Source organism: Burkholderia lata, assembly GCF_902499025.1.
In the GTDB taxonomy this organism is placed as follows: domain Bacteria; phylum Pseudomonadota; class Gammaproteobacteria; order Burkholderiales; family Burkholderiaceae; genus Burkholderia; species Burkholderia lata_C.
The window spans coordinates 241,845-260,322 of the sequence record NZ_CABVPW010000005.1 but is presented as its reverse complement, the minus strand read 5'-3'; the positions used below and the strand labels follow the sequence as shown (position 1 = coordinate 260,322).

The following is an 18,478-nucleotide window of genomic DNA, read 5'->3' as shown; positions in this document are numbered from 1 at the left end:
ACGGATCGGCCTCGGGTCACCAGCACCATCCAGCATCACCGTCGTTTTCTATTTTGATTCGTCATACTAAACACCTACGTTGAGCGCATTGCCTGCTTCATCCCGATTCGACGGACAGGTGGTTCCGTACAAGACGAGCCTGTACGCGCGCAGCACTGCGCACCCTCTTCAGTCGATCGGGTACTTCTCCTTCCCGCCGGCCGCCCTTGCTAGAACAGCCTGGGCGTACCGACCCAGACGATCACCGCCTCTTCATCGGCCGTGTTGCGCCACGCATGCGGCATCGTCGATTCGTAATGCGCGGTATCACCCTCGTTCAGCGTGAACGTGCAATCCTCGAGCGTCAGCGCCACCTGCCCGCGCAACACGTAGACGAACTCCTCGCCCGCATGCGTCGTCATCTCGGACGACAACTGCCCCGCCGGCATCCGGACGAGAATCGCGTCGAGCTTGCGGCCGTCCACCAGGTTCGTCAGCCGGGCGAACAGGCTGGCCGAGTTCGTGAACTGGAAATACTGCAGCGCGTTGCCGCGGCATACCGAGCGCGCTTCCGTCGGCGTGTCGATGAAGTACTGCATCGTCACGCCGAGCGCCTTCGCGATCCGGACCAGCGACGTGATCGACGGCGTCGCCCGTCCGCGCTCAACCTGCGACAGGAACGGCTTCGAAATGCCGGCGATCGTGGACGCTTCGTCGAGCGTGAGTTTCAGGCGCTGGCGCAGCGCCCGGATCTTGTTGCCGAGCGACACGGCGACGAGTACCGACTCATCAGGGGGTAAAACCATGGAAAGACGGTCCCTCGCAGTCGAAATCGGTTTGATGTCGTCAAGCCCCGACCGATGCCGTGACGCGACCGGCCCGGCGCGATACCCCGCTGCACGCTGTCTCGGCGCGCAAGTCACGCGCGGTGCGGCACGGCAGCCGCGTCGCGCAGCCACGCAGCACCCGCATATTTCATTCGGTTTACTAATTAACAAGACTGCCCCTTTCCATCGACTGACCTGCCTGTCGTGCATCGGTGCGATCGCGGCGGCACACCGCGCGCCGACCGCGCCCGTGATACGCGCCGTCGTGCCCTTCCGTTGCGTTACCGGGATGCCACCACCGTCCAGAGCCGTGCCAGGTCGGCGGAACCGTCGGCCCCCTTGACCGTGCGCAGCACCTGGACCGCACGCGCCTTCTGGCCGGCCACGAAATACGCCTCGCCGAGCCGCAGTCGTGCCGCGTCGGGATGCTCGAGCCCACCCTTCGCGATCGCCTGCTCCATCATCGGCAGCCCCTGCTGTGCATGGCCCTCGAAGACGAGGTTCATGCCCGCGTCGATCGGCGCGGCCGGCGTCGTGGCATCCCCGCCCGCTTGCGCGCGCTTCGCGGCAAGTGCCTGCAGCCGCTTCTCGCGATCGGCCTGCGCATCCTTGCCGAGTACGCCGGACGCGAACCCCTGGTCGATCACCTGCTTGCCTTCGGCGGGCGACCCCGCGACCAGCGCGAGCTGCGTCATCTCCATGTACGCGTTGGCTGACGCGAGCGAGCCCGTCGCCCGCCGCAACCGGTAGATATCGAGGTCGAGCGACGGCAGATACCCGGGGTTGCCGCGAATGGCCGTGACCATCTCGTCCCAGTACGCGGGGCTCGGGTGGTAGGCCACCAGCAGCCCGAGCGCACCGCGATACGCGTTGCCGTCCTTCACTTTCTGCGCACAGGTCGCCAGCATCTGCAACTGCCCTTCATCCGGTGCGTGTCCGCCATTCGCCTGCGCATCCGTGCTCGCTTTCAACTGGCTCACGAGCGGTGCGCAATCGTTTGACAGGTAGTACGACTGCGTCAGCAGCGTGCGCATTTCCGGATCCGAGCCACCCGCCTTCAGGTAGCGCTGCGCGACCCGGATCGCCAGCGGGTAGTTCTTCTGCTGGAAGTAGATGCCGGCCAGCGCGGCCGTGGTCCGCTGCTCGTCCTCGCCCGACAGCCGCCCCGAGTTCAGCACGGTCTCGTAGGCCTGCGCGGCCGTGCCCGAGTCGCCGGCCGCCATCGCTGCCGCGCCGCGCATCTCTTCCACCACGGTGGTTTCGTACGGCGTCCGGTTCGGCACGGCGGCCGCCTGGGCGATCTTGCCCAGCGCGTCGCGATACTTGTGCGCCCGGTACAGCTCCTGCGCGGCCGCCAACGGTTTCGCCACGTCCGGCCGCAGCGCATCCGCCGGCAACGCCGGGCGTCCGAGCATGCCTGCCGCGCCGAGCGCAGCCACTGCCATCATCCGTTTCCATCGTCGCTGGTTCATCGGCTCGTCCGTGTCGTCATTGCATGAACTGTTCGTTACCGATCAGGCCGATCTTGGTCGCGCCCACGCGTTGCGCGGATGCGAGCACGGCGGCCACGTCCTTGTACGGCACCAGCTTGTTGGGGCGCAGATGGATTTCCGCCTGCACGGGTTCCGCCGCCACCTGGGTCAGTTTCGACTCGAGCGCCGCGCGGTCCGGCACCGGTGCGCCGTTCCAGGTCGTCGTGCCGTCGAAGTCGATGTCGATCTGCACGATTTCCGGCGGCGTGGCCGGCGGCGGCGGATTACCCACCGGCAGGTCCATCTTCACCGAATGCATCTGAATCGGGATCGTGATGATCAGCATGATCAGCAACACCAGCATCACGTCGATCAGCGGCGTGGTGTTGATATCGACCATCACTTCCGGTTCGGCGTTGCTTCCGCCCGAAGGCACATTCATTCCCATCGTCGACTCCTGTCGATCAGCGTTAGCGCTTTAGCGCTTACGTGGATCCCATGCTTCGCGGTCGATCCGCGTTAGTGCTTTAGCACTTACGCGGGTCCCATGCTTCGCGGTCGATCCACGTCAGCGCTTCAACCCTTACGCTGATCCCATGCTTCGCGACCAACCAGCGTCAGCGCTTCCACCCTGGCCGCCGGCCCCCTGTTCCACCACGATTCCCGTACCCGCCTATCCCCCGCGCGCCGGCGGCTCCGTAATGAACGACAGTTTCGCGATCCCCGCGCGCTCGCACATCGTGACCACCCGGCCGATGAACTCGTAGCGCGTGTTCTGATCGCCCCGCACGTGGACGCTCGGCTGCGGCTGCTGCTGCGACACGTCCTTCAGCTTCGCGAGCAGCGTCTGTGCATCCACCAGCTGCTCGCCCCAGAAGAAATCGCCGTCGCGATTCACCGCGATCTCGATGCTCTTCGGTGTCGTCTGCAGCGGCTGCACCGTCTCCTTCGGCAACTGAAGCTGGATCGTGTGCGTCACGACCGGAATCGTGATCAGGAAGATGATCAGCAACACCAGCATCACGTCGACGAGCGGCGTCGTGTTGATGTTGGCGATCACCTCGTCGCTATCGTCCTGCCCGACGTTCATGGCCATCGCGCGTCTCCGTCAGCCGATCAGTTCGCAAGCGACGCGGCTGCAGGCGACGCCGCCGCACGCACCGGACGCCGATTGCCGGCCAGCAGCACCGTGTGCAGTTGCGCGCCGAAGTTGCGGACCCGCTCCATGACCGACTTGTTGCGCCGGACCAGGAAGTTGTAGCCGAGCACCGCCGGCACCGCGACGGCGAGGCCGATCGCGGTCATGATGAGCGCCTCGCCCACCGGGCCCGCGACCTTGTCGATCGACGCCTGGCCGGCGATGCCGATGGCCGTCAGCGCGTGATAAATCCCCCAGACCGTGCCGAACAGCCCCACGAACGGCGCGGTTGAGCCCACCGTAGCGAGGAAGGCGAGCCCGTCCTGCATCCGGTTCGACACGTTCGTGATCGAGCGCTCGACCGACACGTCGATCCACGTGTTGCGGTCCACCGCTTCCAGCAGCGCTTCTTCGTGATGCTCGCCGGCCTCGATCGCCGTTTCGGCGATGAACCGGAACGGCGACGCCTCGTCGAGCAGCTTGGCCCCCTCGGCGAGCGACGGCGCGGTCCAGAGCTGTGCGTCCGCCAGCTTCGCGCGGCGATTGGCGCGCAGTTGCTCCAGGAACTTCGTGATCATGATGTACCAGCTTCCCATCGACATGATCACCAGCAGGATCAGCACGAAACGGGCAACGAAATCGCCGTTCTTCCATAGCGCGCCGAGCCCGTACGGATTCTCGACCGCTTCCGTCGTAGCCGGCGCGGGCGGCGGAGCCGGCTCGGCGGCGGCCGGAACCGGGGCCGGTGCGGCCGACGGCGCGGCGGCCTGCGCCGATGTGCCGGCCGCGCCGCTTGCCTGCGCGTGGGCGAGCTGCGGTGCAACGAACCCGTCGATTGCGGCGACGGACATCAGGATGCTTGCCGCCAGCGCGGCCAGTGAACGCTTCGTCATACCCCACTCCAGTTATTTCGGTGAACTTAATACGTCAGTTCGAGATGGTTTTCCCCGGCCCGGATCGCGCCGGGCCGCCCACTGCATCAATTCAGATTGAACGAGAACGGTACCTGGACCCGCACCGACTGGCCCTGCGCGACGCACTTGAATCGCTTCACGGTGTTGTAGGCAGCCCGGTCGAGGATCGGGTCCGCCGACTGCGCCACGCGTTCGTTCGTGATGTTCCCTTCCGCATCCACGACGAATTCGATCGTCACGTCGCCGGTGATGTTGTTTTCCTGCGCCTCTTTCGGATACTGGATCGACGCGCGAAGCGTGTCCGAATTCGGGCAGACGACACCCACGTCATGGCTGACGGGCTTGGCCGGCGCGGGAGGCGCCACGACCGGCGCCTGCACGGCCGGCGCGGACGGTACCGGGGCCGACTGGTGCGTGATCGTCGCCTGCGGCGGCGCCTGCACCGGCACCTCCGGCGGCGGGACGAACGGCGGCGGCGGCGGCGCGAATTTCGGCGGCGGGAGCTTGACCACGGGCATCGGCGGTGGCGGCGGTGGCTTGACCGGCTCGATGATGCGGGTTTCGATCGGGTGCTGGATCACCTGCACGACTTTCGTCGCGAGGCCATTGAGCAGCGCGTAGATCAGCACTGCATGCAGCACCAGGACGATTCCGATGCCGCCGAACCGGCGTACCGGATTCTGTTGCTTCTTGCCGAACTCTCGCGGACGGCCCAACGTAGCCAGTCCGCTGTTCGAAGTAGCCAGATGTTCTTCGACTTTCATGCCCACCATCCATCCCCCAAGCGATTCGCCCAGTTCCGGATTGCTGCCGGCGGTGGAGCCAGGTCGGCATCACCACCGCATCAACCCGAACATTTCATTTCAAATTCAATTAGCAATCCGAACCGAAAGAATTACATTCGAATTCCAATTCATTCTTTTTCAAGGAATCGTTCCGGCCGGCGCGACCCGGTGTCTCTCCGGAAAACCACGCGCCTGCACGTTCAGGCAATTGTCAGCTGAGCGGGCGGCACCTTACATTTCGTATGACGATCCGCCGTTCGTTACACGGTGATGTCATTCGCGCCGTTCACTTGGGTGCAGAAGATAGCAAGGAAAAAATTTTGACGTCAAACTTTATTTGATGCCCGAATACAAAGTTTGGAGGGTTTATTCAAATAATATTCCGGTAAGCACAAATCAAACTTTTATTATTAAAGTGGTAATTGAATTGTATGGATATATGCGAAAACGGATATTAAGTTGCTCCAACATAAATATCCGCATATTTCCCGCACCGCATCAAAACCGGCCGCCCGGGAAGCGAACAGCAGGCTACGTCCCCTCGCCTCGTCATCGCGCGCATCGGTCGTACGATGCGCGTTTCGACCGCATCGAGCTGGCCGACATCGCTTGCCAAAAACGCCCCACGCACCGTGCATATCCGAACAGTTAATCCGGAATGCGATGCAAACTGCAGGTCGACATGCTCATCCAAAAATCGACGTAATCACTTCGCAGTTCGAATTAACGATCTCGAGACATAGCCGATTCCACGGCACACAACCGTGCCGCACACGCACCGTCAAGTACCCATCCACCACGCGCGTCAGGAGTGCATGCCCTGCATCTTGTGCGAGAAATGCGCGCGCTCGGCCGTCTCCATCAGCATCAGGAACTCGTCCTGCATCATGTGGATCAGCGCTTCGTGGTCGCCGGCCTCGAAATAGACTTCCGGTTGCTGCGCGAGACGTTCCTCGAGAAACGTCTTCATGCCGTACGCCATGCACACCGGCGGCAACGCGCCCATGTCGCAATCCTTGAACAGCTCGCGCAACTCGACCTCCCGGGCGAGCACGAGATGGCGTCCCGTCTTCACCCAGAGATCCGACAGGCGCACGGCGTGCGTGGTCGGCAATACGGCGGCGACGTAGCCTTCGTCGTCTTCGAGGAGCACGGTTTTCGCGAGGCGATCGCCGGGAATATGCGCGGCGGCGGCCGTCTCCATGCTCGTATGGCTATAGGGGTGGTACACCACTTCGTACCGCGATGACTTCTGACGCAGGCAATCCTGCAGGGTGGCTGACACAGGCATGGCACACCTCGTCTGGGCGATCGGGCGAACGGCGTTCGCACCGGATTCGTTCAGCATAGGTCGCATTCCGGCGGATGGAAATCCTCACTGCTCCCGCGCCTCACGCGGGCTCAACTCCCGGGTCCGGCCCCCGGGTCCAACCCCTTCTCGCGCAGCCATTCCCGATTGAAAAGCCGCGCGCGATAGATGTCGCCACGGTCGCACAGCAAGGTCACGATCGTGTGCCCCGGACCCATCCGGCGGGCCAGCCAGACCGCCGCCGCGACGTTGATGCCGCTCGAGCCGCCGACGTACAGCCCTTCCTCGCGCAGCAGCCGGTAGACCATCGTCACGCACTGCTGATCGTCGATCCGCACGGCGTCGTCGATCGGCGTGCCCGCCAGGTTCTCGGTGACGCGCGTCGAGCCGATGCCTTCGGTGATCGAGCTGCCTTCCGCGCCGAGGTCGCCCGTCTTCACGTAACCGTAGAGCCCGCTGCCGTGCGGGTCGGCCAGCACGATCCGCACGTCCGGATTCTGCTCTTTCAGATAGCGGCTCACGCCGGCCAGCGTGCCGCCCGTACCGGTCGCGCAGACGAACGCATCGATCGTGCCCGCCGTATCGCGCCAGATTTCGGGCCCGGTCGTCTCGTAATGCGCCTGGCGATTGACGACGTTGTCGAACTGATTGGCCCACACCGCGTTGTCGAGTTCGCCAGCGAGTCGGCCGGCAATCTTCTGATAGTTGTTCGGATCGCGGTAGGGTGCCGCCGGCACCGGGCGCACCTCGGCGCCGAGCGTGCGCAGGATCGCCAGCTTGTCCGGCGATTGCGTGTCGGGAATCACGATCACGCAGCGATAGCCGCGCGCCGCGCAGATATGGGCCAGGCCGATGCCGGTATTGCCCGCCGTCCCCTCGACGACGGTACCGCCCGGCTGCAGCACGCCACGCCGCTCGGCGTCGCGGATGATGTAGAGTGCCGCGCGGTCCTTCACCGACCCGCCCGGATTCATGAATTCCGCCTTGCCCAGGATCTCGCAGCCCGTCTCGGCGCTGAGCTTCGTCAAGCGGATCAGCGGCGTGCGCCCCACGCAGTCGACGAAGCCTTGTCGCACGTCCATGTCTTCCTCCGTTGCCTTCGTGCAGCGCACGCGCCACACACAACGAAGGATAGGCCGCCCGCGCGGCTTTCGTCGCCGGCCGCCGCGTATTAAGCTTGAAGAGCCCATTGCGGCGCACGCGCCGCATCGCGAGACGAGGTCCGCCATGCTGCAACTGCAAACCGTTGCCGTCGACAAGCCCGAGACCGTGAACTTCATCCTCGGCCAGTCGCATTTCATCAAGTCCGTCGAAGACATCCACGAGGCGCTGGTCGGCACCGTGCCCGGCATCCGCTTCGGGCTCGCATTCTGCGAGGCGTCGGGCAAGCGGCTGGTGCGCCGCTCCGGCACCGATGCGGCGCTCGTCGACCTTGCATGCCGCAACGCCAGCGCGATCGGCGCCGGTCACGCGTTCATCGTGTTCCTCGGCGACGGATTCTTTCCGGTCAACGTCCTCAATGCGATCAAGGCCGTGCCGGAGGTCTGCCGGATCTATTGCGCGACCGCGAACCCGACCGAGGTGATCGTCGCGGAAACCGCGCAAGGACGCGGGATCGTCGGCGTCGTCGACGGCTTCGGGCCGCTCGGCGTCGAAAATGACGACGACGTCCGCTGGCGCAAGGACCTGCTGCGCACGATCGGCTACAAGGCGTAGGGATCCCCCCCGGGTGTCCTGTAGACCTGGCTGCATCGATGGTGCGTTGCGGCCGGGATTCCAGGACGGTGGGCGCGTAGACCGTTAGTTGCGTTTATGAGCCCGGGAGCGCGCCGCCGTCCGGGTCGTGCCGCTCCCGTTCGCCTGTCCTATACTGGCCGCTGCAGACCGACTGACGGCCGCGCCAACGCGCCGGCCGCCGCGACTCTTCCCGGAGCGACCATGCATTACCAGCTGATCTACGAACTCGTCGACGATTACCTGTCCCGTCGCGAGCCGTTTCGCGCCCAGCACCTCGCGCTCGCACAGGCCGCGACCGAGCGCGGCGAACTCGTGCTCGCCGGCGCGCTGTCGGAGCCGGCCGACCAGGCCGTGCTCGTGTTCGAAGGGGATTCGCCGGAGGCGGCCGAGTCGTTCGCGCGCGCCGATCCGTACGTGCAGAACGGCCTCGTGAAATCGTGGCGCGTGCGTCCGTGGCGCGTCGTGATCGGCAAGCACGCGCCGCGCTAGGCGCGACGCAGGACTACAGCCACCCTGCCCGCTTGAATCGCCACCACAGCGCGAAATCGGCGACGACCATCGCGGCGATGCAGCCGTAGAAACCGTATTTCAGGTGCAGTTCGGGCATGTTCGCGAAGTTCATCCCATAGATGCCGGCGATCATCGTCGGGATCGCGAACAGCGCGGCGAACGAGCCGAGCCGCTTCGTCACCTCGCTCTCCGCCAGCGAAATCATCCCGAGGTTGACCTGGATCGCCGTGACCACCATCTCGCGGCGCCCTTCGATCGTCTTCACGATCCGCTGCAGGTGGTCGTACACGTCGCGAAAGTACGGCTCCATCCCGCTGCAGACCTGCGGAATGCGTCCACCGTTGAGCTTCGCGAGCGGCTCGATCAACGGCGCCGTGTGCTGGTACAGCATCACGAGCCGGCGCTTCAGCGAATAGAGATCCTCGATGATCGCGCGCGACGACGCGGGCGTGGCCTTCGCGAAGATGCGGTCCTCGAGTGCCTCGAGTTCGGTGCCGAGCGTTTCGAGGATCGGAAAATAGCGGTCGACGACCTGGTCCATCAGCGCGTAGAACACGAATGCCGAGCCTTCCTGGAGCAGATGCGGCTCGCGCTCGCAACGCTTGCGCACGTCGCGAAAATCCTGCTCGGTATGGTTGCGGATCGACAGCACGTAATTCGGTCCGACGAACACGTTCAGCTCGCCGACATTCAACTCATCGTCGTCGTCCAGCTCGACCATATGCAGCACCGCGAACAGCGAATCGCCGTACTCCTCGATCTTCGGTCGCTGATGCCCCTTGCGGGCATCCTCGAGCGCCAGTTCGTGCAGCCCGAACTCCTCGCCCATCAGGTCGAGTTCGGCGGGCGTCGGATCCTTCAGCGCGACCCACACGAAGCATTCGGGCTTCGACACGTAGTCGCTGATGGCGTCGATATCGATGTCGGCCAGCTTGCGGCCATCCTGGTATGCAGCACAGTTGATCAGCATGTTGTCCGTGATGTTGCGATTTGCGCATCAGTTTACCGGTTTGCTGCGCGGGCGGCCCGGCTTGCGCGGCACGGCGATATTGGTCATGATCGGGCTGCGTGCGCCGCAGCATGCGCACCCGGACACTTCGGACCACAAGCCGCACGGCCGTGCGGCCCAACCGTCAAGGAGACAGACCCATGTGGTATTTCTCGTGGATACTCGGCATCGGCGTGGCGCTCGGCTTCGGCATCATCAACGCGATGTGGCTGGAAGCGGAAGTCTTCTCGCGCGGCGACAAGCGCAACGGCGCGTCGAGCCCCCGCCCGGGAGGCAACGCCTCGTGACGCACCTGGTGTTCTTCTGCGGTCACGCCGGCACCGGCAAGACCACGCTCGCGAAGCGGCTCATCGGGCCGCTGATGCGCGCGACCGGCGAGGCCTTCTGCCTGCTCGACAAGGACACGCTGTACGGCCGCTACAGCTCGGCCGCGATGGGCGCGCTCACCGAGGATCCGAACGACCGCGACAGCCCGCTCTACCTGAAGCACCTGCGCGATCCCGAATACCAGGGCCTGCTCGACACCGCCCGTGAAAATCTCGCGCTCGGCATCGGCGCGCTCGTCGTCGGCCCGCTGTCGCGCGAAGTGCGCGATCGCCGCATTCTCGACCGCGCATGGCTCGGCATCGCGCCCGATGTCACGCTGACGGTCGTCTGGGTCCACACGTCGGAAGACGTCGCGCACCAGCGCATCGTCGCGCGCGGCAACCCGAACGATGCGTACAAGCTCACGCACTGGGACGAATACCGGCAGCGCCGCTTCGTGCCGACCGGCCACGAATGCGACGGTATCGTGATATTCGACAACACCGCACCCTCCGACACCGACGTCGATACCTTGCTGTACCGCATCGCGCCGCCCCCGCCGGCGGCCACGATCGTCCCGCCGTTGCCGGCCTGACCGGCTCCGCTTTTTCGCTACCCATAAAAAACAACGCCGGAAGCGCTGCTGCGCTCCCGGCGTCGTACGGCCCTCGTGCCAGAGGCTGGCGGGTGGTCAGGCCACTTCGTGCACGCGCTCCATCGTGCCGCCTTCGTACAGCTTGCCGAAGCGGTTCGACAGGAACGCCTTCAGCGACACCTTTTCCTGCGGGATGAAACCGCTCTGCGGCAGCTTCTTTTCGCGGAACAGATCCAGCACCGCGCACATCGCGCCGGCCGTCGTGATCTGGATCGCGCTCATGTGCATCCCGCACACGTCCTTCGCGAAGATCTTGCGCGTGAACACGTCCTGCACCAGCTGGCCGTCCTTCACGCCCGTTACCGTGATGAACACGAGCACGACGTCCTGCTTCGTCGACGGCACCGCGCGGCGCATGATCGACTTCAGCGTGTCGCGGTCGGTCGACAGGCGCAGGTCTTCGAGCAGGAACTGCACGAGATCGCGGTGGCCCGGATAGCGCACCGACTTGTAGTCGAGCGTCTCGACCTTGCCCGACAGCGTTTCGCACAGCGTGCCCAGGCCGCCCGACGTGTTGAACGCTTCGTATTCGGTACCGTCGAGCGAGAAGTGCTCGAGGCCTTCGAGCGGCTGCACCCATTGCTTGCGGCCGTCACGGATCGCTTCGCACGGCTGGCAGTATTCGTTGATCAGGCCGTCGACGCTCCACGTCAGGTTGTACTTCAGTGCGTTGGTCGGATACTCGGGCAGCGCGCCGACGCGCATCTTCACGTCGCGCACTTCGCTGAAGCCGTTCACCAGTTCGTGTGCGGCGAGACCGATGAAGCCCGGTGCGAGGCCGCATTGCGGCATGAACGCACGGTCGGAGCCTTCGGCCAGTTCGCGGATCGCGTGGGTTGCGCGCACGTCTTCGGTCAGGTCGAAGTAGTGAACGCCGGCAGCCTTCGCGGCGGCGGCAACGTTGACCGCGAGGTAGTACGGCAGCGCGTTGACGAGCGCATCGAAGCCCTTCACGGCTTCGCGAATCGCGTTTGCGTCGGCCGAATCGACCCGTTGCGTCGCGATGCCTTCTCGCGACAGCTTTGCAAGCGCATCCGCATCACGGTCGAACGCGACGACTTCGTAGTCGCCCGTTTCACGCAGCATGTGAGCAATGGTGTGGCCGATCAGACCTGCGCCGACGATGGCGATTTTCATGCGCTTATCTCCTGATGATGGGTTGGTGTTGTGAACGGCGTTGAGCCATGAACACAGTGTAGGGACGCTCAAAATCAGTTCCAAGACGAAGAATGATGCGAAACGACCGATAATTTCGACGTTTCGACGACACATTTCGTCGAAAAGTCGAAATGACGCTTTTTTAACGCTGCCGGCCCCGCTATGGCTGGCCTAAGTCTTCCGTTTCAGACTGCATGCCGACCACCCGACTTCCAAGGAGGCATCGCATGCAATCCCTGCCCGTCCATCGCACGCCGCACTGGCTGAACAAGGTGCCCGACGTCGCGCTGTCGTTCTGGATCATCAAGATCATGTCGACGACGGTCGGCGAAACCGGCGCGGACTTTCTCGCGGTCAACGCGGGCCTCGGCCAGACCGTCACGCGCGTCGCGATGGCGTCGCTGCTCGCGATCGCGCTGTGGCTGCAATTGCGTACGCGCCGTTATGTGCCGTGGATCTACTGGCTCACGGTGGTGCTGGTCAGCATCGTCGGCACGCAGATCACCGACCTGCTCACCGACGGCCTGAACGTCAGCCTCTATGCGAGCACCGCCGCGTTTGCCGTCGCGCTCGCCGCGATCTTCTTCGTGTGGCATCGCATCGAAGGCACGCTGTCGATCGACACGATCGTCACGCCACGGCGCGAGCTGTTCTACTGGGCCGCGATCCTTTGCACGTTCGCGCTCGGCACCGCCGCGGGCGATCTCGCGACCGAGGCGCTCGGGCTCGGCTTCACGCTCGGCGCGCTGTGCTTCGGCGGCTTGATCGCGGCCGTGTTCGTGATGTGGCGGCTCGGCGCCAACGCGGTGCTCGCGTTCTGGATCGCTTACATCCTGACGCGCCCGTTCGGCGCGTCGCTCGGCGACCTGCTCACGCAGGCCCGCACCTATGGCGGGCTCGGTTTCGGCGCCGCCTGGACGAGCCTGCTGTTCCTGACCGTGATCGTGCTGCTCGTCGCCGTCGCGCAATTCGGCAGCGGCCCGCGCACGCGTGCCGGCACCGCCGAATGACCCCCTTTCCTTTCCGTTCCATCCATCCATCGAATCGAGGACACGCCATGCGCATCCCCCATCCCGTTTCCCGTCTCGCCGTTGCCGCGGCCGCGATTGCCCTGTTGAGCGCCGCCGCCGGCTGCTCGAAGCAGCAGGACGCGAACGCAGCGACGTCGCTGCCCGCGTCGGCCGCAACATCGCCCGCGGCGGCCCACGGATCGAAACTCGGCGACCTGTCGCAGTTCCGCACGATCGCTGTCGACGTGAACACGCTCGTCGCCAAGGGCGACCTGCCCGGCGCGAAAACGCGCATCAAGGATCTCGAGATCGCGTGGGACTCGGCCGAAGCCGGCCTCAAGCCGCGCGCCGCGGCCGACTGGCACATGGTCGACCAGGAGATCGACCGCGCGCTTTCCGCGCTGCGCGCCGACCATCCGACCCAGGCCGACTCGGCCGCCGCGATGAAGAGTCTGCTCGCGGCCCTCGACCGGTTCAGCGGCAAATAAGGATCGACGCGCGCGCGGCACGTGACGCCCGTGCGGGAATCGCATACGCTGGCGGCGTTTGTGCGGCACGGAGAACACGCATGCGAATACTGCTCGTCGAAGACGACCCGATGATCGGCGAGGCCGTCCACGCCGCGCTGAAGGACGCGTCGTACGCCACCGACTGGGTCACCGACGGCGTGCGCGCATTGACCGCGTTCGCCGCGCAGCCCTACGACCTGGTCCTGCTCGACCTCGGCCTGCCCGGCCGCGACGGGCTCGACGTGCTGGCCGCCATCCGCGCGAAGGATGCCAGCGCGCCGCTGCTGATCGTCACTGCCCGCGACGGGCTCGACGATCGCCTGGCCGGCCTCGACGGCGGCGCCGACGACTACATCGTGAAGCCGTTCGAGATGGCCGAGCTGCTCGCGCGGATTCGCGCCGCGATCCGGCGCCGGGCCGGTTCGGCCGCGCCGCTGCTGAGCAACGGGATCGTGTCGCTCGACCCGGCGACGCGCGAGGCCGCGGTCGACGGGCACGCGCCGGTGGCGCTGTCGAATCGCGAGTTCTCGCTGCTGCGCGCGCTGCTGGTGCGCCCGGGCGCGATCCTGTCGCGGCGCGAGCTCGAGGATCGCCTGTACGGCTGGGGCGAGGAAGTCGAAAGCAATGCGGTCGAATTCCTGATCCATTCGCTGCGCCGCAAGCTCGGCAGCACCGTGATCAAGAACGTCAGGGGTGCGGGATGGATGGTTTCAAGAAGCGCCTGAGCGAATCGATCGGCTTCCGCCTGTCGGTTGCGCTGTCGGCCGCGATCCTGGTCGTCGCGACGGCCGCGGCCGCGTTCGCGTTTTCATCGGCATTCGACGAAGCGCACGAACTGCAGGACGACGTGCTGCGCGAGGTCGCGACGCTGCTCGATCGCGAGCACACACCGCCGCTCCATGCCGACGGCACCGGGCCCGCACGCGAAAGCGACGAGCTGTCGCGCGTGATCGTGCAGCCGCTCGGCGGTCCAACGCAGCCGGGCAGCGACGGCACGCCGCCGCTCGCGCTGGCGCCGACGCTCGCCGACGGGCTGCATACGGTCGATGCCGGCGGCAGCACGTATCGCGTGATGGTCCGGACCTTCGCGAACGGCGAGCGCATCGCGGTCGCGCAGGAAGCCGGCATGCGCGACGAGGTCGCACGCGAAAGCGCGTGGCGCACCGCGTTGCCGCTGCTGATCCTCGTCCCGATCCTGCTGCTGCTCGTCGCCGATCTCGTGCGCAAGCTGTTCCGCCCGGTGGCCGCGCTGTCCGCCGGCATCGATGCGCGCGACGAGCATGACCTGCGCCCGGTGCCGGCCGAGCACGTGCCGGTCGAGGTGCGGCCGTTCGTCGTCGCGATCAACCGGATGCTGGCGCGCGTCGCGCAGTCGGTCGCCGCGCAGCGCCGCTTCGTCGCCGACGCCGCGCACGAGTTGCGCTCGCCGCTCACGGCGATGTCGCTGCAGGCCGAGCGCCTCGCCGATGCCGACCTGCCGGACGATGCGCGCGCACGGCTCGCCGCACTGCGCGGCGGGCTCGACCGCAGCCGCCACCTGATCGGGCAGCTGCTCGCGCTCGCGCGGGCGCAAAGCGCGCCGGCCGCACCGCCCGGCGACGTATCCGTCCACGCGGTCTATCGCCGCGTGCTGGAAGACCTGATGCCGCTCGCCGACGCGAAAACCATCGACATCGGCATCGAAGACGGTCCGGACGCCTCCGTGCCCGTCGACGAACTCGAACTCGCGTCGCTCGTGATGAACCTGGTCGACAACGCGATCCGCTACACGCCGCTGGGCGGACGCGTGGACCTGTCGACGCAATGCACGGACACGCACGCGTGTGTGACGATCGCCGACACCGGGCCGGGCATCGCACCGCACGAACGCGAGCGCGTGTTCGATCCGTTCTACCGGGTACCCGGCAATGCACAGATCGGCTCCGGGCTCGGCCTGTCGATCGTGAAGATCGTCGCGGACCGGATGGGCGCAGACATTGCGCTCGCGTATGCGGATGAAGCGGAATCGCGCGGATTGCGCATCTCGGTGCGGATTCCGCTCGTGCGGCCGCCCGGCGCGGCACAGCCCGACAGCCGGGCCGACACGCCGGCGCACCACGCACGGCGCGAGACAGGCCGCGCCTGAGCGTCAGCCGCCGATCGTCCCGCGATCGATCTTGCGCGACAGGATGATCGATGTCGTCGTGCGTTCGACGCCTTCGAGCGTGCCGATCTGGTCGAGCAGGTCGTTGAGCCGTTCGGGCGAATCGGCGCGCAGCCATGCGACGTAATCGTACTCGCCGCTCACCGCGCACAGCAGCTGCACCTCGGGCATCCGGTCGAGCTTGCGCAGCACGTCCTTGCCGAACTTCGGCGTAAGGATGATGCCGACGTACGCATAAATGCTTGCATCGAGCACATCCTGCCCGAGCCGGACGCTGTAGCCGGCGATCACGTTGGTGCGTTCGAGCCGCGCGATGCGTGCGACGACCGTCGTGCGCGCAACGTCGAGCTGGCGCGCGAGATCGGCGACGCTGGCGCGCGCATCGGCCTGCAGCAGCGCGACGAGTTGCCGGTCGAGATCGTCGAGTTGGTCGAGGCGGGGTGGACGCATGAGGCTGGGCCGGGGCGCGACGCGCCGGCTGAGTGGAAGGTGACGCGATGATAGCGCCGAACGCCGGCCCACCCAAACGCCACCGCCCGAAGCCGATACGAACCTTTCAATTTCGATTCGTATCGGATGTAAGCAAGTGTCGCATTCACTGCTGCGCCGCACGCAACGTGCTACTAATAGCGGGCGACGCGAGAAGCGCGCTTGCGGCAGTTGCCGCCGCGCCCGCTCGCAAGACACCACCCCGGAGAGCCAACCATGAAGAAAATCTCGCTCACCCTCGCTACGCTCGCCGTTGCAGCCAGCGCGTTCGCGCAAACCCCGGCCGCGCCCGCCCAGGCCACGACGGCCGCGGCTTCGGCCCCGACCGCCGAGCAGCGCGCGGAACGCCACGAAGCGCGCGTCGAGCAGCGCATCAAGTACCTGCACGACCAACTGAAGATCACGTCGGCGCAGGAACCGCAGTGGAAGACGTTCGCCGACACGATGCGCGACAACGGCGACACGATGGGCCGCCTCTATCGCGAACGGATGGCCAAGCACGACGTCTCCGCGCTCGACGACATGAAGCAGTACGCGGAACTGTCGCAGGCAAACGCCGACGGCGCAAAGAAGCTGGCCGACGCGTTCGCGCCGCTCTACGAGAGCTTCCCGGCCGACCAGAAGGCGCTGGCCGACACGACGTTCCGCAGCTGGCTGCACCACGGCGGCGAGCACCGCGGCAAGGGCAAGACGAAGGGCAAGGAAGGCAAGGCGGCAGCCGCACCGGCCGCCAGCGCACCCGCGCAGCCCTGACGCCCTCCCCGCCGGCGCCGACCCGCTCATCCGGGCCGAACGGCGCCGCGCCCCGCTCCAGGCGACCGGTGCGCCACACGGCGCGCCGGATTCGGGATAAGCTCCCGGCTTTTCCAGCTTTCCCGCCCTTCCCCGCCATGCTCGAACTCAAGCACCTCGACCTGCGTACCGATCCGCAGGCCCGTCGCGTCGTCAAGGACGAAACCGTCGCCGTTTCCTTCGCGGAGGCCGACGGCGAACTGATGAGCCTCGAAGGCCCGAACCGCTATGTCGCGGGCGACGCGCTGATCACCGGCTCGACCGGCGACCGTTGGGTCGTGTCGCGCGCGCGCTTCGACGCCAAATACCTGCCCGCCGATCCGGCACTCACGCACGGCGAAACGGGCGCCTACCGGAACCGGCCGGCCGTCGTGCTCGCCCGCCGGATGGACGAGCCGTTCACGATCGCCCGCTCGGAAAACGGCGATACGCTGCGCGGCGTCGCCGGCGACTGGGTGATGCAGTACGCCCCCGGCGACTACGGTGTCGTGCAGGCGCAGCGCTTTGCGCAGGTCTACCGCGACGCGTAATGCGACGCGCCGGCATCGCGCCGGCGCAAACCATCACGCGAAGTCTTCGTCGAGTTCGAGTTCGGCATCGCGCTCGACGGCCTCGCCGGCCGCGTGCCGCTCCTCGAGCGACCCGAGCATCGCCTCCGTATACGCATGCAGCACCGCATGGCTGCGTGCCCGTTGCATCGGCTTGAGCGCCAGATAGCGCGCGAGTGCGGCCGGCACGATACGGATATCGAGCGTCATCCGCTTCGGCGCCGAGCCGAAACGCATCGCGAGCCACTGCACGGACAGGAACCGCCCGCGCGCGTCGCTGCTTTCGGCGAAACGCGTCTGCTCCGGAAAGAGGTCGCAGATCACGCGTGCGAGCGCGTCGAATTCTGCGCTCTGGCATTCGATCAGATAGTCATCCATCCCGTCTCTCCCGTCAGGCTGCCGATTGCGACGGCCGGCACGTCTTCACCAGCACGACGACCAGGATCGCGGTCAACACGAAATACGCGGCCTCGACCCAGCCGGCCGGCAGCACGCGCACCTGGTACAGCAGCGTCGGCGCGGCCGCGAGCGCATGCAGCACGATCGCGAGCGGCAACACGCCCGCGCGGCCGGCGCGTACGCCGCGCCAGACCAGCACCGACAGCGCAAGCTGCAGCACGAACGCCGCGCAGCGTTCGAGCAGCAACAGCAAAATCGACTGAGCCGACAGCGTCGCGAGCATCACGTGCAGCCGCACGACGGTATCGCCCGGCAGGTCGGCCAGTTGCGCTTCGAGCTGGCCGCGGCTCGCGAGCCACGCGAGATACGACCACTGGCCCCACACGAGTACGCCGACGAACCACGCTTCCGCACCACCGTGACCGATCCCGTAGCCGATTCCGCGGCTGTCGCAGGCCGACGACGGGCCGTAGCGGCGATTCAGGAAACGCATCCCGAGATAGCGGCCGACTTCCTCGAATACGGCCGTCGCCAGTGCGCTGTACGCGACGAACGCGAGCGGTTGCGTGAGCCAGCCATCCGGCGGCGTCCGGCTCAGCACGAGCCCGTGGAACGCGCGTTCGAGGATCATCACGAAGAGTGTGAAGACGGCCACGCCGACGATCGTGTCGCGACGGTTCAGCGACAGCGGCTTGCGCAGGATACGGTAGAGGACGAGCGGCAGGAGCGCGATGATCAGCGTGGCGGCGATCAGCACCGCCAGCGTGACGGGAGCGACAGTCATGTATT

Annotated in this window: 23 protein-coding genes; 10 read left to right on the top strand and 13 right to left on the bottom strand. The window is 66.2% G+C overall.

Annotated features, from left to right (window positions below; translation table 11 throughout):
- Positions 1–209: 209 nt before the first annotated feature.
- The 8 genes from BDI24065_RS07530 to BDI24065_RS07495 all read right to left on the bottom strand — a co-directional run bounded on the left by BDI24065_RS07530 (position 210) and on the right by BDI24065_RS07495 (position 7,506).
- On the bottom strand, positions 210–785 hold the full coding sequence (locus BDI24065_RS07530) for a helix-turn-helix domain-containing protein (RefSeq protein ID WP_175030670.1): 576 nt from the start codon (positions 783–785) through the stop codon (positions 210–212).
- 302 nt (positions 786–1,087) lie between these two features.
- Positions 1,088–2,278, bottom strand: coding sequence for a tetratricopeptide repeat protein (locus BDI24065_RS07525; RefSeq protein WP_175030669.1), 1,191 nt, complete (start codon positions 2,276–2,278; stop codon positions 1,088–1,090).
- Positions 2,279–2,294: 16 nt separating this feature from the next.
- Positions 2,295–2,726, bottom strand: a complete 432-nt coding sequence (locus BDI24065_RS07520; protein WP_011352157.1) for an ExbD/TolR family protein — start codon at positions 2,724–2,726, stop codon at positions 2,295–2,297.
- A 225-nt stretch (positions 2,727–2,951) separates the two neighbouring features.
- Positions 2,952–3,374, bottom strand: coding sequence for an ExbD/TolR family protein (locus BDI24065_RS07515; RefSeq protein WP_021160935.1), 423 nt, complete (start codon positions 3,372–3,374; stop codon positions 2,952–2,954).
- A 20-nt stretch (positions 3,375–3,394) separates the two neighbouring features.
- The gene (locus BDI24065_RS07510; protein ID WP_175030668.1) at positions 3,395–4,309 is read right to left on the bottom strand and encodes a MotA/TolQ/ExbB proton channel family protein; all 915 of its coding nucleotides are present in this window, start codon (positions 4,307–4,309) and stop codon (positions 3,395–3,397) included.
- Between the two features lie 86 nt (positions 4,310–4,395).
- Positions 4,396–5,094: an energy transducer TonB gene (locus BDI24065_RS07505; protein WP_011352160.1), complete on the bottom strand. Its 699-nt coding sequence runs from the start codon at positions 5,092–5,094 to the stop codon at positions 4,396–4,398.
- Between the two features lie 826 nt (positions 5,095–5,920).
- Positions 5,921–6,406, bottom strand: a complete 486-nt coding sequence (locus BDI24065_RS07500) for an aminoacyl-tRNA deacylase (protein WP_031401741.1) — start codon at positions 6,404–6,406, stop codon at positions 5,921–5,923.
- 110 nt (positions 6,407–6,516) lie between these two features.
- The gene (locus BDI24065_RS07495; RefSeq protein ID WP_175030691.1) at positions 6,517–7,506 is read right to left on the bottom strand and encodes a cysteine synthase A; all 990 of its coding nucleotides are present in this window, start codon (positions 7,504–7,506) and stop codon (positions 6,517–6,519) included.
- Between the two features lie 145 nt (positions 7,507–7,651).
- On the opposite strand from BDI24065_RS07495, the gene BDI24065_RS07490 reads away from it, so the two are divergent.
- The gene (locus tag BDI24065_RS07490; protein WP_175030667.1) at positions 7,652–8,140 is read left to right on the top strand and encodes an adenosine-specific kinase; all 489 of its coding nucleotides are present in this window, start codon (positions 7,652–7,654) and stop codon (positions 8,138–8,140) included.
- Positions 8,141–8,362: 222 nt separating this feature from the next.
- Entirely contained in the window at positions 8,363–8,650 is a 288-nt protein-coding gene (locus BDI24065_RS07485) for a YciI-like protein (RefSeq protein WP_175030666.1), read from the top strand.
- A 13-nt stretch (positions 8,651–8,663) separates the two neighbouring features.
- Here the strand turns inward: BDI24065_RS07485 and corA are convergent, their stop codons facing one another.
- Positions 8,664–9,641: a magnesium/cobalt transporter CorA gene (corA, locus tag BDI24065_RS07480; RefSeq protein ID WP_175030665.1), complete on the bottom strand. Its 978-nt coding sequence runs from the start codon at positions 9,639–9,641 to the stop codon at positions 8,664–8,666.
- A 179-nt stretch (positions 9,642–9,820) separates the two neighbouring features.
- Between corA and cydX the strand changes: the two genes are divergently transcribed.
- Together cydX and BDI24065_RS07470 are read left to right on the top strand one after the other, a co-directional pair.
- Positions 9,821–9,967, top strand: a complete 147-nt coding sequence (gene cydX, locus BDI24065_RS07475; protein ID WP_175030664.1) for a cytochrome bd-I oxidase subunit CydX — start codon at positions 9,821–9,823, stop codon at positions 9,965–9,967.
- On the top strand, positions 9,964–10,581 hold the full coding sequence (locus BDI24065_RS07470; RefSeq protein WP_175030663.1) for an AAA family ATPase: 618 nt from the start codon (positions 9,964–9,966) through the stop codon (positions 10,579–10,581). Before cydX ends, BDI24065_RS07470 begins: the two co-directional genes overlap by 4 nt.
- A 96-nt stretch (positions 10,582–10,677) precedes the next feature.
- Here the strand turns inward: BDI24065_RS07470 and BDI24065_RS07465 are convergent, their stop codons facing one another.
- Positions 10,678–11,778 (bottom strand): saccharopine dehydrogenase family protein, encoded by a 1,101-nt coding sequence (locus BDI24065_RS07465; protein ID WP_039357959.1) that lies wholly within the window; start codon positions 11,776–11,778, stop codon positions 10,678–10,680.
- A gap of 248 nt (positions 11,779–12,026) precedes the next feature.
- Between BDI24065_RS07465 and BDI24065_RS07460 the strand changes: the two genes are divergently transcribed.
- From BDI24065_RS07460 to BDI24065_RS07445, 4 genes are all read left to right on the top strand, one after another.
- The gene (locus BDI24065_RS07460) at positions 12,027–12,809 is read left to right on the top strand and encodes a COG4705 family protein (RefSeq protein WP_175030662.1); all 783 of its coding nucleotides are present in this window, start codon (positions 12,027–12,029) and stop codon (positions 12,807–12,809) included.
- A gap of 47 nt (positions 12,810–12,856) precedes the next feature.
- Entirely contained in the window at positions 12,857–13,297 is a 441-nt protein-coding gene (locus tag BDI24065_RS07455) for a hypothetical protein (RefSeq protein ID WP_175030661.1), read from the top strand.
- Positions 13,298–13,377: 80 nt separating this feature from the next.
- Positions 13,378–14,043, top strand: a complete 666-nt coding sequence (locus BDI24065_RS07450) for a response regulator transcription factor (RefSeq protein WP_175030660.1) — start codon at positions 13,378–13,380, stop codon at positions 14,041–14,043.
- Positions 14,019–15,443 (top strand): sensor histidine kinase, encoded by a 1,425-nt coding sequence (locus BDI24065_RS07445; protein WP_175030659.1) that lies wholly within the window; start codon positions 14,019–14,021, stop codon positions 15,441–15,443. The genes BDI24065_RS07450 and BDI24065_RS07445 overlap by 25 nt, the downstream gene beginning before the upstream one ends.
- Before the next feature lie 3 nt (positions 15,444–15,446).
- Here BDI24065_RS07445 and BDI24065_RS07440 read toward each other — a convergent pair whose 3' ends face one another.
- Complete coding sequence (locus BDI24065_RS07440) at positions 15,447–15,911, bottom strand: Lrp/AsnC family transcriptional regulator (RefSeq protein WP_006481526.1); 465 nt, start codon at positions 15,909–15,911, stop codon at positions 15,447–15,449.
- Positions 15,912–16,166: 255 nt separating this feature from the next.
- Between BDI24065_RS07440 and BDI24065_RS07435 the strand changes: the two genes are divergently transcribed.
- Both BDI24065_RS07435 and BDI24065_RS07430 read left to right on the top strand, forming a co-directional pair.
- On the top strand, positions 16,167–16,703 hold the full coding sequence (locus BDI24065_RS07435) for a Spy/CpxP family protein refolding chaperone (RefSeq protein ID WP_175030658.1): 537 nt from the start codon (positions 16,167–16,169) through the stop codon (positions 16,701–16,703).
- 137 nt (positions 16,704–16,840) lie between these two features.
- Positions 16,841–17,272 (top strand): PGDYG domain-containing protein, encoded by a 432-nt coding sequence (locus BDI24065_RS07430; protein ID WP_175030657.1) that lies wholly within the window; start codon positions 16,841–16,843, stop codon positions 17,270–17,272.
- A gap of 33 nt (positions 17,273–17,305) precedes the next feature.
- Here BDI24065_RS07430 and BDI24065_RS07425 read toward each other — a convergent pair whose 3' ends face one another.
- Both BDI24065_RS07425 and BDI24065_RS07420 read right to left on the bottom strand, forming a co-directional pair.
- On the bottom strand, positions 17,306–17,668 hold the full coding sequence (locus BDI24065_RS07425) for a DUF3022 domain-containing protein (protein ID WP_043182999.1): 363 nt from the start codon (positions 17,666–17,668) through the stop codon (positions 17,306–17,308).
- 13 nt (positions 17,669–17,681) lie between these two features.
- The gene (locus tag BDI24065_RS07420) at positions 17,682–18,473 is read right to left on the bottom strand and encodes a YhfC family intramembrane metalloprotease (protein WP_175030656.1); all 792 of its coding nucleotides are present in this window, start codon (positions 18,471–18,473) and stop codon (positions 17,682–17,684) included.
- Positions 18,474–18,478 lie beyond the last annotated feature (5 nt).